This is a genomic window from Sphingobacterium sp. Lzh-3, from assembly GCF_046764375.1.
GTDB lineage: Bacteria > Bacteroidota > Bacteroidia > Sphingobacteriales > Sphingobacteriaceae > Sphingobacterium.
The window spans coordinates 4627465-4646315 of sequence record NZ_CP177226.1 but is presented as its reverse complement, the minus strand read 5'-3'; the positions used below and the strand labels follow the sequence as shown (position 1 = coordinate 4646315).

Annotated in this window: 18 protein-coding genes; 11 read left to right on the top strand and 7 right to left on the bottom strand. The window is 38.8% G+C overall.

The genetic code is table 11. The features are described 5' to 3' along the window. Window positions 1-42 precede the first annotated feature (42 nt). The 3 genes from ACLCDV_RS19600 to ACLCDV_RS19590 all read left to right on the top strand — a co-directional run bounded on the left by ACLCDV_RS19600 (window position 43) and on the right by ACLCDV_RS19590 (window position 1856). Complete coding sequence (locus tag ACLCDV_RS19600; RefSeq protein WP_317664685.1) at window positions 43-342, top strand: hypothetical protein; 300 nt, start codon at window positions 43-45, stop codon at window positions 340-342. Window positions 343-450: 108 nt separating this feature from the next. After that, entirely contained in the window at window positions 451-1017 is a 567-nt protein-coding gene (locus ACLCDV_RS19595; protein ID WP_075993773.1) for an RNA polymerase sigma factor, read from the top strand. Window positions 1018-1019: 2 nt separating this feature from the next. Beyond that, complete coding sequence (locus tag ACLCDV_RS19590) at window positions 1020-1856, top strand: anti-sigma factor domain-containing protein (RefSeq protein ID WP_411972029.1); 837 nt, start codon at window positions 1020-1022, stop codon at window positions 1854-1856. Between the two features lie 69 nt (window positions 1857-1925). Here the strand turns inward: ACLCDV_RS19590 and ACLCDV_RS19585 are convergent, their stop codons facing one another. Continuing rightward, window positions 1926-2759: a ferritin-like domain-containing protein gene (locus ACLCDV_RS19585; protein WP_333574469.1), complete on the bottom strand. Its 834-nt coding sequence runs from the start codon at window positions 2757-2759 to the stop codon at window positions 1926-1928. 21 nt (window positions 2760-2780) lie between these two features. Beyond that, complete coding sequence (locus ACLCDV_RS19580; protein WP_317664693.1) at window positions 2781-3503, bottom strand: ferritin-like domain-containing protein; 723 nt, start codon at window positions 3501-3503, stop codon at window positions 2781-2783. A 597-nt stretch (window positions 3504-4100) separates the two neighbouring features. Between ACLCDV_RS19580 and ACLCDV_RS19575 the strand changes: the two genes are divergently transcribed. Beyond that, on the top strand, window positions 4101-6914 hold the full coding sequence (locus ACLCDV_RS19575; protein WP_411972028.1) for a PAS domain S-box protein: 2814 nt from the start codon (window positions 4101-4103) through the stop codon (window positions 6912-6914). A 211-nt stretch (window positions 6915-7125) separates the two neighbouring features. Continuing rightward, complete coding sequence (locus ACLCDV_RS19570; RefSeq protein WP_333574471.1) at window positions 7126-7860, top strand: SDR family NAD(P)-dependent oxidoreductase; 735 nt, start codon at window positions 7126-7128, stop codon at window positions 7858-7860. Between the two features lie 209 nt (window positions 7861-8069). On the opposite strand, the gene ACLCDV_RS19565 is transcribed toward ACLCDV_RS19570, so the two are convergent. Continuing rightward, window positions 8070-9149, bottom strand: a complete 1080-nt coding sequence (locus ACLCDV_RS19565) for a fatty acid desaturase (protein WP_411972027.1) — start codon at window positions 9147-9149, stop codon at window positions 8070-8072. Window positions 9150-9623: 474 nt separating this feature from the next. Here ACLCDV_RS19565 and ACLCDV_RS19560 point away from each other — a divergent pair, with 474 nt between their 5' ends. The 3 genes from ACLCDV_RS19560 (at window position 9624) to ACLCDV_RS19550 (ending at window position 11443) form a co-directional block, all read left to right on the top strand. Then, window positions 9624-10319, top strand: a complete 696-nt coding sequence (locus ACLCDV_RS19560; protein WP_411972026.1) for a VIT1/CCC1 transporter family protein — start codon at window positions 9624-9626, stop codon at window positions 10317-10319. 36 nt (window positions 10320-10355) lie between these two features. Further along, the gene (locus ACLCDV_RS19555; RefSeq protein WP_411972025.1) at window positions 10356-11012 is read left to right on the top strand and encodes a lysostaphin resistance A-like protein; all 657 of its coding nucleotides are present in this window, start codon (window positions 10356-10358) and stop codon (window positions 11010-11012) included. A 206-nt stretch (window positions 11013-11218) separates the two neighbouring features. Continuing rightward, on the top strand, window positions 11219-11443 hold the full coding sequence (locus ACLCDV_RS19550; protein WP_411972024.1) for a hypothetical protein: 225 nt from the start codon (window positions 11219-11221) through the stop codon (window positions 11441-11443). A gap of 244 nt (window positions 11444-11687) precedes the next feature. Here the strand turns inward: ACLCDV_RS19550 and ACLCDV_RS19545 are convergent, their stop codons facing one another. After that, window positions 11688-12536, bottom strand: coding sequence for an NAD(P)-dependent oxidoreductase (locus ACLCDV_RS19545; protein ID WP_317664705.1), 849 nt, complete (start codon window positions 12534-12536; stop codon window positions 11688-11690). A 336-nt stretch (window positions 12537-12872) separates the two neighbouring features. On the opposite strand from ACLCDV_RS19545, the gene ACLCDV_RS19540 reads away from it, so the two are divergent. Then, window positions 12873-14084 (top strand): enolase C-terminal domain-like protein, encoded by a 1212-nt coding sequence (locus tag ACLCDV_RS19540; protein WP_411972023.1) that lies wholly within the window; start codon window positions 12873-12875, stop codon window positions 14082-14084. Window positions 14085-14293: 209 nt separating this feature from the next. After that, window positions 14294-14677 (top strand): YidH family protein, encoded by a 384-nt coding sequence (locus ACLCDV_RS19535; protein ID WP_205400685.1) that lies wholly within the window; start codon window positions 14294-14296, stop codon window positions 14675-14677. 98 nt (window positions 14678-14775) lie between these two features. On the opposite strand, the gene ACLCDV_RS19530 is transcribed toward ACLCDV_RS19535, so the two are convergent. Continuing rightward, entirely contained in the window at window positions 14776-15957 is a 1182-nt protein-coding gene (locus ACLCDV_RS19530) for an MFS transporter (RefSeq protein WP_411972022.1), read from the bottom strand. Between the two features lie 248 nt (window positions 15958-16205). On the opposite strand from ACLCDV_RS19530, the gene ACLCDV_RS19525 reads away from it, so the two are divergent. Next, window positions 16206-17135, top strand: coding sequence for a ketopantoate reductase family protein (locus tag ACLCDV_RS19525; protein WP_411972021.1), 930 nt, complete (start codon window positions 16206-16208; stop codon window positions 17133-17135). Window positions 17136-17239: 104 nt separating this feature from the next. Here the strand turns inward: ACLCDV_RS19525 and ACLCDV_RS19520 are convergent, their stop codons facing one another. Continuing rightward, entirely contained in the window at window positions 17240-18334 is a 1095-nt protein-coding gene (locus tag ACLCDV_RS19520; protein WP_411972020.1) for a DKNYY domain-containing protein, read from the bottom strand. Between the two features lie 59 nt (window positions 18335-18393). Next, complete coding sequence (locus tag ACLCDV_RS19515) at window positions 18394-18768, bottom strand: nuclear transport factor 2 family protein (protein ID WP_411972019.1); 375 nt, start codon at window positions 18766-18768, stop codon at window positions 18394-18396. Window positions 18769-18851 lie beyond the last annotated feature (83 nt).

The window sequence follows — 18851 nt, the reverse complement described above, 5'->3', positions numbered from 1 at the left end:
ACCCGTATAAATGCATATATGCAGGTCAAAAAACATATTCGAATGAATATAATTGCTGATCTTGATATGAGTATTTTTTATTTTAAGAAAAGACCTTTCATCGTGATGGATTTGTCAAATGAAAAGATATATTTCAACGATAGTGGATTAGAGTGGTTACGCTCAGAAAAACAGATGGAACAGCCTGTTCAATGGACCCGAAGTAAATATCTTCCCTCCAAAAATTGGGTGGGACTCGCTGTAAATAACGAAAGAAATGATTTTATTATCCAATTAATTGATGAATTTTATCTAGCAACATGTGATATGTTATTGATTGCTGATAAAAGAAATGCTGGCTAAGGTATTAGGTATTTTAACCTGTTTTATAGGTACTTTAACTTATTTTATTTTAGTTGCTTTTTTTTCTGATTTTTAATCTCCATCTTTAGATCATTATAAACGTGAAATTTGAGTCCATTACACAACCTTTCTGAAGAAACATTGATTCTTTTGTTGAAAAAGAAGAATCAGCAGGCTTTTAGTTATCTTTACGATCACTATGCCAATGCGCTCTTTGGGGTGGTTTGTCGTATAGTGGCTTCAACTGAGCATGCGGAAGAAGTCATACAAGACGTATTTGTCAAAATTTGGCGACACATCGATGTTTTCGATGCCGAAAAAGGCCGTCTTTATACCTGGATGATCAACATTGCCCGTAATACAGCCCTCGATCATCGAAAATCAAAAGCGATCGTAAACGAACAGAAAAACCAACCGCTTTCAAATATCGTAAATAGGGAGGAAGAACAAGATCAAAGTCAGGACGAACTACATACGAAAGCAGATTTTATTGGATTCAGAAATATTTTAGATAAATTGAAGCCTGAATGGCGTATCTTGATTGAGATGGCCTACTATGAAGGATATACACAACAAGAAATAGCTGAACAACTTGATGTCCCGCTGGGAACGGTAAAAACTCGTACCAGAGCGGCATTTATACAGTTACAACAATTACTAAAGGAGTATCGTTAATTTTGGATATTAGAGCATACATATCGTCGGGGATTATTGAATCGTACGTTTTGGGGCTGGCTTCTGAAGAGGAAGTGAGCATCTTGAATTGTATTCGAAAAAATAATGTCGAAGTGGAACAGGCCATCATCGAAGCGGAAACTGCACTCGAAGAGTTGGCTGATAGCCAAGCGATGGAGATGCCTATGCAGCTCAAACAAGAGATATGGAATAAACTTATAGCGGAAAATCTTGTGCCGAGCGAAGATCAGGAAGTCAACGAAGTACTCCAACCGACATCGACAGGCCATAGCGAAGTAATTGCTATCGGTGCCGACAAGAAAACGCTCGGTGCTCGGTCTTATACGTGGACGGTTGCAGCGAGTCTATTGTTAGCTGTTAGTATTGGTGCCAATATTTTCTTATATCAACGCAAACAGGATACAGTAAATAAGTTAAATCAGACGACGTCCTTACTTGATGCTGAACAAGAAAAAGTAGCGACATTACAGAACAAATGGGCACTCGTTCAAAACCCAGCGATCAAAACGATCCCTCTTAAGGGCGTAGAAAGTAAACCCGATTACCGTGCCTTGGTATTTTGGGATCAGGAATCAAAGGCAGTTTATCTGAGTATTGAGCACATGCCAGTTGCACCTAAAGGAAAGCAATATCAGCTGTGGGCAATGGTTGACGGTAAACCTGTTAATGCAGGCGTTTTTCCATTGGACTCTAAAGAAGACACGGCAAGTAAGATGCTCGATATTCCCAAAGCACAGGCTTTTGCCATTACGCTGGAAGATGAAGGCGGGAAAGATGCTCCAACGCTCAGCGCATTATGTGTAATGGGGAGTATATAATATATAAAAAAATGCCCTGATGGGATAAACCGATCAGGACACGCTAAAACAGGTAAACTACGTCTTTTGTTAGGATTTTATAAATAAACCTGCAATATTAAGTACAGCTTCTGCAGTTAGAGGTTCGTCGAATGACTGAGTGGCTGCATTGGTCGAAATTTTCCCCGAGGCGCCTGACAAAGTCGTAATATCCACTCCCGCTTGTGTCACATTATTTTCGCCTGCATAAACCGGATCGACAACTGCTCCTATACCACTGTCATTGTTTCCGGTAATCCAAGGCTTTTGATTGGCGGCTCCACCTCCGCGGGCACGGCGCATTTGACGGATATGGGAGGCATGTCTTGCCTCAACCGAATGGATCTGCAGTGCGGCGGTCAGTACAACGCGATTGCCAAGTAAAATTCCCGCCTGGCCTTTATAAGCTCTTACACCAGTATCTTCAAATGCTTGTGCGACAGCTAAAAATGTATCATAGTCACTGAAAACATTGCCAAAAGTGCCACCAGCAGTAAAATCAAAGGTTGGTTTTGAAACAGCTTTACTGCCCAATACCTGTTTCAGAAAATTCACATGTGCAACTTCATGGTCACGAATGGTGGTTATCGCACCTAGTGGTTTACCTGTGGGGATAAGACCTGCCTTGGCAACACCCATTGTGTAATATTCTGCTTCGAGATATTCCAATGTCAAGGCATAGTTGAGTACACCATTTACATCTGTGGGCGCAGTGGCACCGTAGGCTTTTTTAAAGAGTTCACCTATCATAAAGGGCAGGGCAGCCAAGGTTACTTTTTTACTCATGGAAGCCAAACTTTTGATTGCTTCACGGCGAGGGCTGATGCGATCGCTGAATTCAGGATCTACAGCATTTATTTGTTCAAAAACGTTTAAGAGATTCATGATAATCAGATTTTGGATGAATTAATAGGTTGGTAGATCACTAACATCAATCTTGGACTTAATAAATGGTGCAGCGGCACTAAGCACCACGCTTGGACTCTTTGCGAGATCAAGACCATTTGAATCCACTACTTCTTGATTGGCAAAACTGCCGTTGTCGATCATATCTCTGACCCAAGCGGCATGTCGTGCTTCAACAGAAACAATCTTACCTGCCAATAGTAAATAATTGACATCTTTGATTAGCCAACCAGCACCATTGTAAGCCGAAACACCAAGGTCTTCAAATGTTTTTGCTGTTGCCAGTACTGTTTCACGGCTATTGAAATTGACGCCAGCTAGATTAAATTCGAGACTTGAAATGGCTTTGGCACCCAAGGCCACTTTGAAGAACTCACGGTGAGCGATTTCATGATCACGGATATCGGTAAAAAAAGTTTTTTCCATATCCGTCATACCGCTATAGGGATTATTGACTAACTGGATGTAGAATGCGGCTTCAAGTTGTTCAAGTGCATAGGCATAATTTAGGATAGCAATGTCGCCGCTGCCAAAATACATGCCCTTGCCGCCGTTATCCATACCATCGTCGTGGTCTTTTTTACAGCTCGACATACCGAGTATGGCTAATGTCGCTGCGCTGGCTCCTGCATATTTTAAAAAGTCTCTTCGTCTGAGATCTCTTTTGTCCATGTCACTATTGGAGTTCAATAGTGTTTCGTTGTGGGAGGTTATCTTTTCCATAACAAAAGTCTTTTAGTTTATAATTTTTTCTCTGTACTTATACCCATTTACGACTTTTTGGAAAGCTTGGATTTCACAAGTTCAATTTTTTTTAAAATATTTTTTTCGCATTGAAAAACTGATATAATCTTCTCCTTTATGGGCGCCAAAGACAGAACAGTTCTAAAAGATTTTGATGATTTCTATTTTCAATCGACACAGGTATATATTATTCGTTACATTTATTGCATGTTCGTTTCAGGTCGCGTGTTATTAGGAAAGGATAACAGTTGGCTTTGGATAATTTTAAGCGCAAATGGTAGGTGGGAGTGAAGTACTTATTGTTGGTAGACTTTTAACCTAATAGTTTGTTTTTTTATTTAAAACTATTTTAACGTAGCGGTGTTCATGATTATATTTATCATGCTATTAGCGCTGGTTTTCGATGTTTTACCATAGAACCAGAAGAGTTAATACAAAATCTATTTTAGATGGGCGTGGGAATGATTCAAATCAATGTTTAAAAATAGTGTAAAATCATTTGTACGCTAGAGCAAGCTATACATGAGGACCAATAAGGAATTCGAAGATAACATTAATAACAATAGAAGCTTTTGAATGACTGCTAAATTATCCCCAAAGAATGAATCAGATCGGATTCGCATATTGCACGAATACGAAATTTTAAATACCGCAACCGAGGAAGAGTTTGACCGAATTACGAAAATCGCATCGCTTGTATGTGGTACACCTATTTCATTGATTTCTTTGGTGGATAAAGACAGGCAGTGGTTTAAGTCGCGCGTTGGTTTGGAGACTGAAGAAACCAGACGGGATGTATCTTTCTGCCAGTATACCCTGGAAGAAGATCAACTGATGGAAGTTGAAGATGCTGAAAAAGACGAACGTTTTAAATCCAATGAGCTTGTTACCCGAGAACCAAATATCCGTTATTATGCTGGTTTACCATTAATCGATCCCAATGGCTATGCCTTAGGTGCGCTATGTGTTATCGATCGTGTTCCAAGGCAACTCGACCAGCATCAGAAAGAAATTCTAACTCTTCTCCGGGATGAAGTTGTTGCGCTTATTGTCAACAGAAAGGAGAAAGAAAAATACAAGGAAAGTGAACAAAAGCTGAAAGCATTTTTCGATAATTCTCAAGGGCTTATGTGTACCCACGATCTGAAAGGAAATTTCATCACCGTCAATGATGCTGGAGCCAGGATCTTAGGCTATACGAGAGATGAGATTCAGGTATTATCACTTTTTGATATTGTTCCATCGGAGGGGCACAAAAATTTACAAAACTACCTGGATGCGATTGTTCGGCATGGAACAATCAAAGGAGAAATGCGTACCATGACTCGTTCGGGTGACATGCGTATCTGGATGTTTAACAATATTCTCCAGGCCAGTGAAAAAAAAATACCTTATGTGATTGGTAATGCAGTCGATATTACAGAAGAACATTTTCTAGAAAAGAAACTTAAGCATGCACAGGCCACATTGATACGGACCGGCAGGGTAGCTAGAATTGGCGGCTGGGAATATACACCTGCTGATGGGAAGATAGTATGGTCCGAAATTACGAGAGAGATTCATGAAGCACCTGAAGACTATGAACCAGATCTGACAACTGCATTACAGTTCTATAAAGAGGGGTCAAGTAGAAAAAAAATACAGACTGCAATTGAACACGCACTCGCTACGGGAGAAGCTTGGGATTTAGAACTTGAGATTGTCACCTTCGCTGGTCATGAACTATGGATACGTGCCTTGGGAAATGCCGATTTTGAAAATGGTCATTGTGTCCGTTTATATGGTACTTTTCAGGATATTGATAAGCGTAAACGTATCGAAGCAGAGTCTTCCAATTCAAAAAAATTACTTGCAGAAGTGTTGGAAGCAACCTCTGCTGTCGGTATTATTGCGACCGACAATGCTGGTGTAATTACATTGTTTAACACAGGGGCCGAAAACCTCTTGGGATACCGTAGTGAAGAAGTGATTGGTAAATTTGGTATTGCACACTTTCACCTAGAAGAGGAACTTGTTTTGAGGGCGAAAGAACTGGAGGTCGAATTGGGACATTCAGTAGATAAACTTCGGCTCTTTGTAGATATGGCAGAGCTGCACGGTGCTGAGCAGCGCGAGTGGACCTATTGTCGAAAAGATGGATCTCAATTATATGTTTCCTTAGCAGTTACTCATATTAGGGATATTAACGACAATATCATTGGTTATCTTGCGATTGCGACAGATATTAGTCGGATTATTCATCAACGCGAGGAGCTGGAAAAGGCAAAATTAATAGCCGAGCAGGCAAATGCAGCAAAATCACAATTTTTGGCAAATATGAGCCACGAACTTCGTACACCGCTGAATGGCATTGTTGGCTTTACCGATCTATTGCTTGGAACAGCATTGGAGGATACGCAACGGGAATACCTTACGATCGTTGATCAATCCGCTAATTTATTGCTTGGGATCGTAAACGACATTCTAGACTTCTCTAAAATTGAAGCCGGAAAGTTAGAACTGGAAATTGAACAGACCGATCTCCACGACCTGGTTATTCAGTTGACGAACTTTCTTAATCTGCAGATCAAAACCAAAAATCTAGCGTTTTATCTGAATATCGCGGCCGATGTACCACATTACATCTGGGTTGACGCTCTTCGCATCAAGCAAGTATTGATGAATTTATTAAGTAATGCCACAAAATTTACCGAGAAAGGAACCATTGAACTAAGCATTACAGTAGAATCACATGATGCTGACCAGGCTGTTCTGTGCTTTAGTGTCAAAGATACAGGCATAGGTATCAAAGCGGATAAATTGGAGCGGATATTTGATGCGTTTACGCAAGAAGATAACTCGATGACTAAACGTTATGGCGGAACTGGATTAGGATTGACGATATCCAATAAACTGCTTAAAATGATGGATAGTGAATTGAAATTGGAAAGCACTTTAGGTGTTGGCAGCCGCTTCTTTTTCAATATTCAGGTGCGTTCTATCTGGGAAATAAATGAGTGGGAGGAATTAAAAAAAATAAAGAATGTACTCGTTGTTGCAGAAGAAGAATCTGAACGAAATGCTTTGTCTCGGATGTTATCCTTAAAGAATATTGATAGCGTACAGGCAAAAACTGGATTTGAAGTATTGCAGATGTTAAAAGGAGGACGCTGTTTTGATGCTATCTTGATCGACAATCAATTGCCTATTATCAGTGGTATCGAAACAATAAAGAATATTCGCGAAAAAAAATTTAATAACAATATTGAGCACAACATCATTCCCATTTTTAGTGCTGACGAGCAAGATATAGAACCGCTTTGTCATTCTCTAGCTATAAGTTATTGGTTAATCAAACCTGTTAAACCGGAAGACCTGTACACTGCCTTGATAAAGGTGACTACTTCTTAGTTTGAGCTAATCAATTGGTTTATGGATCGATATTTCCGAATTTATTGTCCTGGTCTAAAGTTATCCCTATATAAACCTGCTATATTATTTCTAGATAGCGCAATGTTTCAATCATTTTGAATTCAAGAAGGCATGTTAACATTATCGCAAGTTTCGGATTTTATAAGATTATCTTTCAGTATAGCTTTGTGTTAAATAATGAAAAAACACGATGCAAATTTTTAAAGACAAAGTCATTTTGGTTACAGGAGCCAATAGAGGGATAGGCAAATCACTGGTAACTGCATTGCTCAACAACGGAGCAGGGAAGATATATGCAAGCTGTAGGGATTTAAAAAAGATGCCAGTATTTGCTGATGATCGGATAGTACCTTTACAGCTAGACATCACAGATATTAAACAAGTAGCAAGGATTGCAGTCGCTGCATCAGATACTGAAATTCTGATCAATAACGCAGGAACCTTAAGCCCAGGGAATATTTTACAAGGAGAGCCATCAGGGATGGAAAAAGATCTGGAGGTAAATTATTTTGGAACAATAAAGATGATGCGTGCATTTGCGCCAATTCTTATACAGAATAGACCATCTATGATGATTAACATTGTTTCGATAGCAGCCTATTCTCCATTACCTTCGATTGCTGGGTATGCCGCTTCCAAAGCAGCTCTTTATTCCGCTACGCAATCTGTTCGGATCGAACTGGCTAAAAATGATGTGAAGGTTTTCGCTGTCAACCCCGGGGCGATTGCTACCGATATGAATAAGGGAAGTGACTGGGACATGCCAGACCCAGATAGTATAGCTATAAAGATTTTAGAAAGTGTAGCTGCCGGAAAACTTGATATCGTCCCGGATGAAATGGGACAAGGTATGTATGCCGCATGGCGAGAGGAACCTGCGAATCTGTCAAAAATATTTGCTGATCTCTATTATGCGGAAAAATAAAGGTCTATGTATTGTTCGGCGTTCTTTATGGTGATAAGAAACGCCGAACACTTTGCTTAAGTTCAAAGAAAAATCACTATTTACCATAGATATTTAACAATCTTCGCTTTCTCCGTAGAAATAGTAACGCTAGAAAATTGTCAAAAGAATTAAAATATAAAATAGTGCGTCAAAAGAACCCTGGAGTATATGATTGATGACATTGATTACTATTCCTTAGATTTTAGGTAGGGGATACGATATTGTTCGTCAAATCTTTTCTTATCATCCCGATAACTGCTGACTGCGCCGAGTTTATGCATCATTTTGATATAACACCAAGCGAGGTCAATCTGATAAGGTTTAAAACCACTCCGCGCACTCTTAGGATATAAATGATGGTTGTTGTGCCATTCACCGGCTACAATGCCGGGCCATAACTGATTTATTGATTTGTCTTTTTCATTGAAATCAATACCTTCACGTTGCTTGTCTTCACCTTTTGCATGGCCTTCATAGTTGAATGTCCGTACACCGATTGCCCAGAAACCGGCCGCGCCAAAGAGTGTACAGGCAAGTGCGTGGCCACCGATCAAATAGAAAATGGCATACCAAAAAGCCCAGTTTAGTATCCAGGATCCAATAGCATGAGAAGGATTTACGTACGACCCCCATTTTCGATATTGTGCATAACTATTGGCGGTTACACCTGTATGTCGCATCAGTAATTTGACACGGTTATATGAATTTTCAGTTAGGTCCTTGGCAATAGGCTGATGATTTACATCGGCTAAAAAACAGTATAGAAAACCAGCCTGTGCATTATAAGGATCACCGGGGGTGTCAGATTTTGCGTGATGAACATGATGTGAAATCACATATATTTCTTCTGGAATTACATTAATCGTTAGATTCTGTGTGAAAAAACGCCAGAATCCGTTCCGGAATTTAAATGCGCCGTGTGTTGCAAATCGATGGTGCCATATCGTACCATGGGTCCCCATAACAATCATACTGTAGATAAATGCTGCCAAGACAGTCCACCAACTGAAGTGGTACACCAAAAAGATGATAAAAAAGGGGATGAGGCAAGCTACTTTTAGCCAGCTAAAAAAGGGTAACCAATTTCGTTTATCTTTAAAAATATTGAGGCGTCTGAAGAATTCTTTGAAAATTTCTTTTTTGCTTGGCTTTACGAGGTTTCCATCGTTGTCTTTCCATCCGTAGGTAGGAACTTGCAGAACATGGTCTAAAAAGGGCATTTGTGGTTGATGTAAATTATAATATTTGCTAAAGCTACCATTTAACATCGTTAAAAAGTGTTAATACAAAAAGTTTAACATATCCTTAAGATGCATCAGGCTATTTGGAAATATACATTAAGGAAACCAACTCCCATACGCGGTAAGTTTAATCTCATATAGTCTTCGATATTCACTCATACAATCGACGCTTTTTCCTCGGAGCTTAGTCGCTATTTATTCGCTCCCAACCGAAGAAGTACCGAAGAAGTTCCGAACAAGCACCGAAGAAGCACCGAACAATCTCCGAATATAATAGCTATTAATTAAGCAAGATTCTTTACACCTTCTCTTTAAGTGCTTGAGTGGAATAAAGTTTGCGAAATGTTGAAAGGTAATGGTTAAAAGGGATACCCACAATCGGGAAAAAATCAGGATGGCACTGTAGATAATTTGATAGGTTGTTGACTTACAGTGAGATCAGAGTAGCTTTAAATAAATATAATTGCTAAATTTAAGCATCTTTCACAAATACATACTGATATGCACCATCCATTAGAAAAACACTATGTCAACCGGGTTGGGTGGCTTCGCGCTGCTGTGTTAGGTGCCAACGATGGCTTGTTATCGACGACGAGTATTGTAATTGGAGTTGCAGCGGCAAGCCCTGAACGCAATACCATTGTCTTGGCAGCATTAGCGGGCATGATTGCGGGAGCAATGTCTATGGCAGCAGGAGAATATGTTTCCGTAAGCTCACAGGAAGATACCGAAAAGGCCGATCTCCTACGTGAGAAAAAGGAACTTGAAGAAATGCCTGAAATCGAGCTACAGGAATTAGCCAAAGTTTATGAAAGAAGAGGCGTCAGTCAAGAAACCGCCTTACAGGTTGCACGTGAACTAACGGCACATGATGCATTGGGCGCCCATGCACATGATGAATTGGGTATAAATGAGATTACCCAAGCTAGACCCCTACAAGCGGCAATGGCATCTCTAGGCTCATTTGCGCTTGGAGCGCTACTGCCATTTGGCGTTTCTTTGCTTGCTCCAATTAAGCAGATGGTCTATCTGCAGTATGGTTTTACGATTATTTTTTTAATGGTTCTTGGAGCGATTGCGGCCAAGACTGGTGGCTCGAGTATCGGAGTTGCAGTAGGCAGAATATGTTTCTGGGGAACAATAGCAATGGGGGTGACCGCGTTAATAGGACATATTTTCGGCGTTACGGTTGCTTAAATTTCAGAAAATAAAACACACTTCATAACTGAACCTATGAAAAGGAAAGCATTTTCAATAATTCAGGATATCGGGTTCATCCTATTTCTTGTCGTATTTCCACATGCTGTGCCATTACCTTTTTATTCCTATGCCGTGATTTGTTTTCCAGCAATTTTTCTTGTTTTAAGAAGAAAAGGCAAGACATTGAGGGATTTGGGAATAGATATGAAAAACCTTTCTTCGCGTGCTATTCTTTTAGGAATTCTCTCTGCATTAGCCTGGGTAATATTTATGCAGATAATATATATTCCAGTTATCAAACATTTATTTAATGTTCCCGATTATACGGAGTATAATTTTATCCGGAGTAGTATGGCAAGATTGATCATGACAATTGTTGCAGCTTGGATTATTGGTGGATTTTATGAAGAAGTTGTGTTTCGGGGCTATATCCAGAATATACTCGAAAAAAGATTGTTTAGAGGAATGGGACGTTGGATGCCTATCGTGATAACCAGTATTCTTTTCGGTCTCTATCATCTGCAGCAAGATATATTTGCTGTTATAGCTGCTTGTTTGGGAGGATTGTACTGGGGTATTTTATATAAAAAAAGGAATAATAATCTTTGGGTTTCAATCATTTCACATGCGCTATTCGATATGATTACCCTTATCCTAATCTATACTGGGAAATTTGGAAAACTTATATAGATTTTGTTGTTTTTTGAGACTTGTTTCATATGCTTTGTAAGCTCAGACAAGAATCTGGCGATAGAAAAACAGCCGACTAAATATGGCAAAAGTATTACCCTTATTTATTGATAGTGGACGAATATTAAGGAGATCAAAGCGATAATTATATTATGTGGGAGATTCCTTTTGCTTTTAACTATTTTGGTGTATTAAATCAATTTTTTATGATTAGTATGAAAATCAATCTATCACAGCGTACACTCATTTTTTATGGTGTCTTGGCGCCCTTTATTATTTTCGGATCACTCTATAATCTTTTGGGAATTATCTCAGGTACAAGTACGGTTATTTCTTTTGGGGCCTTTGCTCTCTTTGGATTGTTTTTTTACCCGCCTTACTTGTTTCCACCTATCGGCAAAACCGTTGTACGCTATTCAGTGACCGGATAAGCATTGGAAAAAAAGAATATGTTTTCGATAGTTACGCAGTTTCTATTGTTGAAGAGTATCTACCGCTAAAGGAAAGGCCACTTTTTTCATTATTTAGAACACAATATGCTAATTTAATTATTCGGGAAAAATCAAGTGGACAAATCGTGCTCAACAAAGATTTAGCTATTTCCTTGCAAGCAATAAATAAAATGAAGGCGTTTTTATCGGTGTAGATCAATAACTAAAGTGCCGTCTTGCTGTTTTATGGAAGTTGATTGAGAAGAAATTCGAAAGTATACTGCGGAGTGTAACCAAGTAATTGCTTTGCTTTATCACTTCGGTAGACTCTATCTATCGATGTTGGAAAACTCCAGCCTTTCAGTCGGTATATTTCAATGGCATTTGGGATACGCTTAGCGATGATATGGGAAGGGTTAGATTTTAGTTCAATTAAATCCTCCATTTCAAAAGGCGAACCGCTAGAAATATTAAAAATCTGAAACGACGTGACGTTGGATTCGACGCCCAATCTAAGAGCCTCCGCTCCATCTCTTTCGTCCAATCCCCGATACAAACGATGATTTAGCATCAGGTTATCGGGCTCTGGAAGAAATCGGCCAACGCGATAGACGCTGGTCATTAGCTGTTCTTTTTCGAAAAAGTCTCTGCATAATTCTTCACAAGCCTGTTTTGTAATATCATAAATATCACGGGGTTGGACTATAAGTTCCTCTGTAACCCACACCGCCTTTTCCGCATCAACAAGTGCATTGCCGTATATGGAGGTTGTAGAGGTAAAAAGAAAACGCTTTATTCCGTTCTTTACACAGGCATTTAACAGATTTAATGTGCCTGTTATATTGGTATCTATAAAACTTTGCCGGCTATAATTCAAATCCATATGTCTACCATGCAGCGCTGCAGCATGGATAATGGCTTCATAACCACTTGTGAATTCAGTAACTGACTCGGCTCGTTTTATATCTAATAATTGGTCAGTGGTATCGCTTTCCAATAAATCAACTCCCGTAACATCATGTCCAGCCCGACGTAGATTCTGAACTGTTACACTTCCCAATTTTCCCGAAGATCCTGTTACCAATATGCGCATGTATACAAAATAAAGGAAAATTTAAGATATAGGTATTTATATGCAGATTTTTTTATATGGTATTGACATAAGGTAATAGGTCAGCCGAACCAGTAAAGACGATCACACAGTAATTGTACACGACAGGGACATGTAGAGAAAAAGTGATACAAATTGTACAGCAATTGATACGCCTTGTCAATAAATACAAATGCGTATGTAGTATCTTTCATATGGATATTTATAAACTAATTATAAAGCTTTGGTTAGGTCGCTGGTTATGCCTATGCAGGTGTAAAGAAAAAAACTAGAAACAAGTCTATCCTGACGGTTTCGGATAATTGAAATAAATCAACTATGAAAAGAAGAACATTTATTCAGGCGCTGAATTTTGGCATTGCCTCAGCTACGTTGTATAAAGGTTACGCAAATGAAATTTTATTTTCCTCTGATGCTGAACCAGGAAACAAGGTACTGTCCTATCACAAGATAAAAGATATCAGATTTTCTACCGTAAAGATGAATTATCCGAGGCTTGTGGGCAAAAATGCCCGTCTCGACCTACATGGTTATGGACCCGATGTGGAAATTTGTGTTATAAGGACAGACCAGGGAGCAATGGGCTGGGCCTCACTCCGTGGCTCAAGACGTGAAGCTGAACAAATTTCGGGAGAATTGATAGGCAAGAAAATGTCAGCTCTTTTTTCTCCCAAAGTCGGTACGCTGCTGCAGACACATATTCCCTTTGATATGGCCTTTCATGACCTTGCCGGAGTCATTTTAAATAAACCTGTTTATGAAATACTTGGTCGAAAAGATCCGATCATAACGGATTATTATAGTGGTATGATCTATTTCGATGACTTAGAACCAGCGGATAAGCCTTCAGGCATTGACCGTATTCTTGAGGAATGCCAATATGATTATGGAGTGGGTTACAGGCAATTCAAGTTAAAGATTGGAAGGGGGCATAAATGGATGCCTTTTTCCAAAGGACTTCAACGGGATATAGAGGTTACAAAAGCAGTGGCAGACGCATTTCCTGACTGCAGAATTTTAGTTGATGGAAATAACGGTTTTACATCAGACCAATTTATTCAATATTTAAAAGGTATCCCAATGGTAAATCTCTTTTGGATTGAAGAACCTTTTCATGAAACGGTGATGGATTATCAAAAGCTAAGGGACTTTTTAAAATCGGAAGGCATAAATACCTTGCTGGCGGATGGTGAAGCAGATCCTGATCAGAACTTGCTGAGAACCTTATTTGAAAAGAAACTGCTGGATGTTCACCTTACGGATATTGAAGGCCTTGGATTTACGAATTGGAGAAACTTAATGCCAAAGTTAATACAACTCGGAGCCCAATCATCTCCACATGCCTGGGGATCGCTTCTCAAGAGCTACTATACAGCGCATTTAGCCGGAGGGCTCGGAAATACCGTAACCATTGAAGGGGTTACAAGTACATCTGATGATGTGGATTTGTCGGGATATCTGGTCAAAGATGGGAAACTTATTCCTTCCTCGTCTGCGGGTTTCGGTATCCCATTGCTAAAAAATATTTGAAATAAAGAAGATTTGAATTATTTTTCAAACTTTTCAAAGTTTTGCGACGTTTATAGGTGAACAAACAACAGTATTTCTTAATCTTAATACTTTCACTGAAGCGTGGAATAAATGCGCTGAAGCATATTCACGGGGATAAAATATTGTTTAAGGCTATGAAATACGTTTTTAAATTCTTTTAACTTTTTGTTGATCAAAATTTATTTCAAATGTCTAATAATACTGTGCCACAGAAGATAAATGACCATCTTGCTAATGAACGAACTTTCCTTGCTTGGATACGGACAAGCCTAGGGATTATGGGATTCGGTTTTGTGGTTGTTAAGTTTTCACTATTTATTCGTCAGATTGAGCTCATTCTAAAAAAAGATGTAGTTGCAGGCTCCCAGCATGAACATTCTGGTGCTGTTGGCGTTTCCATTGTGGTCATTGGTGCATTGACGGTTATTGTCGCTTTCTTTAAATATCGTAAAACGAACAAACAAATCGAAGAAGAAAACTTTACTCAAACTTCAAATAGCATCACAATTGTGGCCGTATTAATTTTTGTCATAGGTATTATTCTGAGTTGGTATCTTATTGATGGTCTTTAAGGAGAAAGCGTTAGATCTAGTTCGCGCTGGAATGATTATCCAAGCTAACTAGATCTAAATTGTCGTGCATTGGCTATTTATAATACCGGCAAAATATATTATTGCTGTGTACACTGTACCACGGTGATTTGATTTATGGCGTTGCGTCTTTCTAAAAGCTGCCGTAAGGCGATCATCAAAAAGGCTAGAAAACCAAAGCCCATCGTTAGCCAGGGCGAAAACTCCACACCTCTTGAAACGATAATCCAGCCACTTACGGTAGTTCCCACAGTCACCCCGAGATTGCCAAATGAAGTCGCTAGACTATTGGCAAATTCTAGCGCCTCGGGGGCGGAAGAAATCATATAAGTAGATGCGTTTAAGAAGCTGGGAGAATACAGAAATCCCCATAAGGCAATCGTACAGACTGTAGCTAAAGTGTTGCCATCAGAAAAATGTAGCAATAGTGGAACAATCAGTGTACCCGATAAGAAAAATGCGGTGGTAACCGTAATATTTCGGTTGAGCATTTTCCCTGCCACCCAGTTAGCAATGACTCCGATAATACCAAATACAAATAGCATATAACTAACCATGGTACTATCCATATTCTTTGCTTTGTTTAAATATTCGGCGAAGTAACTATAAGTAGAAAACCAAGCTGATACCATAAAGAAATTCATTGCGGTACTGACCATAAAAATGGGTTTGGTTAATATTTTCATCTGGCTGCCGTAGGATTTTTTTTCTTTTACAGGCAAAGGAGGAATAGCGAAATAGATTGCCAGCAGTGCTATAATACTGACAATAGCCTGTATCGTGAAAGAATATGTCCAGGAGTAGAGACTGGCAATGTAGGTGGCGAAGGGCACTGTTGTCACCATAGCAATTGCAACACCGCTAAAAACAATGCTCATAAGTTCATTTTCATTTTGCTTCCCCCCTTTTAAAATGGCGACAGATAATGCTGTCGCAATATAGACAGGTTGGAGAAAGGCGGGAAGAATTCTTACAGTAAGTAATAACCAAAAAGGAGGAGATAATGAAGAGACAATCGCCGTGACTAAGAAAATAGCGATGGCAGTTAACATGACTTTCTTGCGGTCGAATCCCGAAGCCAACAATGTCATAAATGGCCCAGTTATGGCAATGACCAAGGCAAAAGCACTTAATAAATAACCTGCTTTGTCGATACTGATATGATAATGATCGGCTATTTGGGGCAAGATGCCAATAATGCCAAACTCGGTTGTGATTACTGCGAGAAAACCCAAAGCTCCGATGTATGCGTATTTTTTCATAAATAAAAACTTGCTGTACGTGATTAATTATACGAGCAAATGTAAAGGCAAATACTTGCTTCTGGTTGTAAAGCAGCTATTTGTGTGTTACTAACAAATTTGTAAGTAATGGTAAAAGAAAAGTTGTTCCTGAATAATTGATCTCCGCCTGACATTGATAAGTTGTGTGTTGTCAAAAGTTCCTTTATATTCACTTTAGATTTATTTTAAGGTTGAATACAGATAAGGAATACGAATTAAATAAATTAATGGAACAGCATATATTAATTGTGGGCCTGGGGGGAGTGGGCGGATATTTTGGTGGTATGTTAGCGCGTAAGTATGAAAACACAGATATTCATATCAATTTTTTGGCGCGAGGTAATCATCTTGAGGAGATTAACCAACATGGTTTAAAGCTGTTATTGGAAAAAGGAACCTTTATAGCGAAGCCTTATAAGGCTTCCAGTGAGGCTGAAAATTTTACAAAAATGGATTACATTTTTCTCTGTACTAAATCTTATGATCTTGAAGATACGATGGCCTTATTAGGACCGTGTGTGAGCGCAGATACAGTATTCATACCCTTACAGAATGGAGTGGACAGTAAAGAACGTATCAACAGATATTATCCGAATAATTTGGTGGTGGATGGTTGCGCCTATATTGTGTCCCGGTTAAAGGCTGCCGGAGTAATTGAAGTGACAGGAAAATGGGGTACAATGAGTTTCGGATTGAATGGAGAACATGATGAGAGACTGGATAGGTTATATCATCTTGTGCAACAGGCTGATATCCATGTGAATTATTCCGATGAAATTGAGAAAATAATATGGGATAAATTTATTTTTATTTCCGCTATGGCCACAGCTACTTCTTATTTTGATTGTTCTATTGGTCAGATAATGGAAGATCCAAAGAAGAAAGATGCGGTTATTAAACTTATTCAGGAGGTTGCAACATTAGCTCAGGAAAAAGGAGTCGTTATTGCTGATCATATTGTACATATGACCTTGGACAAAATGGAGCAAATGCCTTACGATGCGACTTCATCCATGCATACGGATTATCTTAATAAACGACCGAAAACAGAGTTGGCATCTTTGACAGCTTACGTTATTCGTGAGTCTAAAAAGTATAATCTCGAGACACCTGAATATCAACGCATGTTTGATGTATTGCGCCTAAAATCTGACTAGCTGTATTAAAATAGTTTGCGAGGTGGAAATTTCAATCGATAAGTTCCCCTTGACAAGCTTTTTTTGAATACAAAAAGTAAGTTTTAGTATTCAAAAGAGGGGCATTAGATTTTATTTCCTGTAAGGGCGCTGAATTTATTGCCCCGATTGTCTTTATAAAAATCACCGTCCTTCTTAAAACTATTTGCATCTACTCCTTCAAGTAGCTGTTTTTGATAAAAGACATTTTTTGCATCTTTTCCGAAATCGTGACCTAAAGGTATAAACGTTTTCATATCGGCACCCGGAATTATTTCCTGATTATAATACACATTATTCTTGTCTTTTGAATAGGAGTTGCTTCCATACACATCATTCTTTTCATCAATCGGGAATAACGCAAAGGAAGGAGCATCTACCTGTTCATACCTGAAGCTTTTCCCCCTGAATAGGATCGTTTTGTTGTCAACACTAATATGATCCTGATCAAGTACACGAATTTTATCAATGGTCTTAAAGGACCTTGTTATGACATCTGATCCCTGCTGAAATGGTGGGTAATAAATTGTATTGCCAATTCTTATGTAATATTTGTTTATGGCTTCAATGTTTCCAGCGTTAGCAGCAACTGCTTTAAAGGTACCTATATTCGGAGAGACATAAACTGAATCTTTATCCATTAAAAAATAGTCATTGACGAACGAAAAGGTTTTCCGATCTGCCTTTATCATGTCATTACTGTAGAAGTAGTGGTCCTTGTCGCGTGCCCAGTTTATATGATCCTTTACGAGCTCATATGTTTTTGGATCTGCTCCCTGGATGATATTAAAGCCTAAGGCCTGATCGATATAATAGACATGAAAACGATCTTTTGGAATCTGATTGTCGACATAAAAGGAATTCTTGTCCACGAGTTTTTGAGTCGTGCCACGAAAATATACCGCATTTTTGTCTTTAGCTATATCTTCTGACAAAACCTCAAATGATTTTGCATCAGCCTGCATTTGTGAAATGCCCAAGCTAAACCAATTTCCATTCTGACAATAAGCTATCTGCCCTTTTGAATCGATGAAGTAAGAACCGGATTTTTGTTTATCAACAGGTTTGCCAATATTTCGACAAGAAATAAAAAAGCAAAGTAAAATACAAGCCAGAAAAAAAGTGTATTTTTTCATTTTTGCATTGCATATAATCCTAGATTTATTATTTATTATACCCATCTGTATAAATTTACAACGACAAAATTAGAAAACCGAATTTTCAGTTTTCCGTTCCCTTATTAAGGCAATTGCATAAAACTGGCACCAATGACTTTTAGTGTGTTGTCAATGCGTTTCCATACCCTAAAATATCTAAATTTTCCTTCTAATGGTGCTCCCATTACCTTGCCTTTTGCCGTCATCGTAGTAACGGAAAGCGCGGTATCCCCAATTATTCTGATCTCATCAATTTCTGTTGAAGCATTTTCAATAATCATAGCCTTTGATCGGTGTGCATTTAGATCCATTTCTTTGGTTAACATTTGACCATCAGGTGCTACAGCAACTAGGTCGTCATATAGGAGGAGATTAAGACCGTCTACATTACTGGCTAGCTGCGCCAAGAAAAGTTGGTTCTCTACTTCTGCAATTTCTTTTATCGTGATTTTATCCATATTGTGATTTTTTATGTATAAATCTAGATATTAGTTGGCTGACTATAAGACAGTGTGCAACTATTTAAGGTTTATCTAAATCA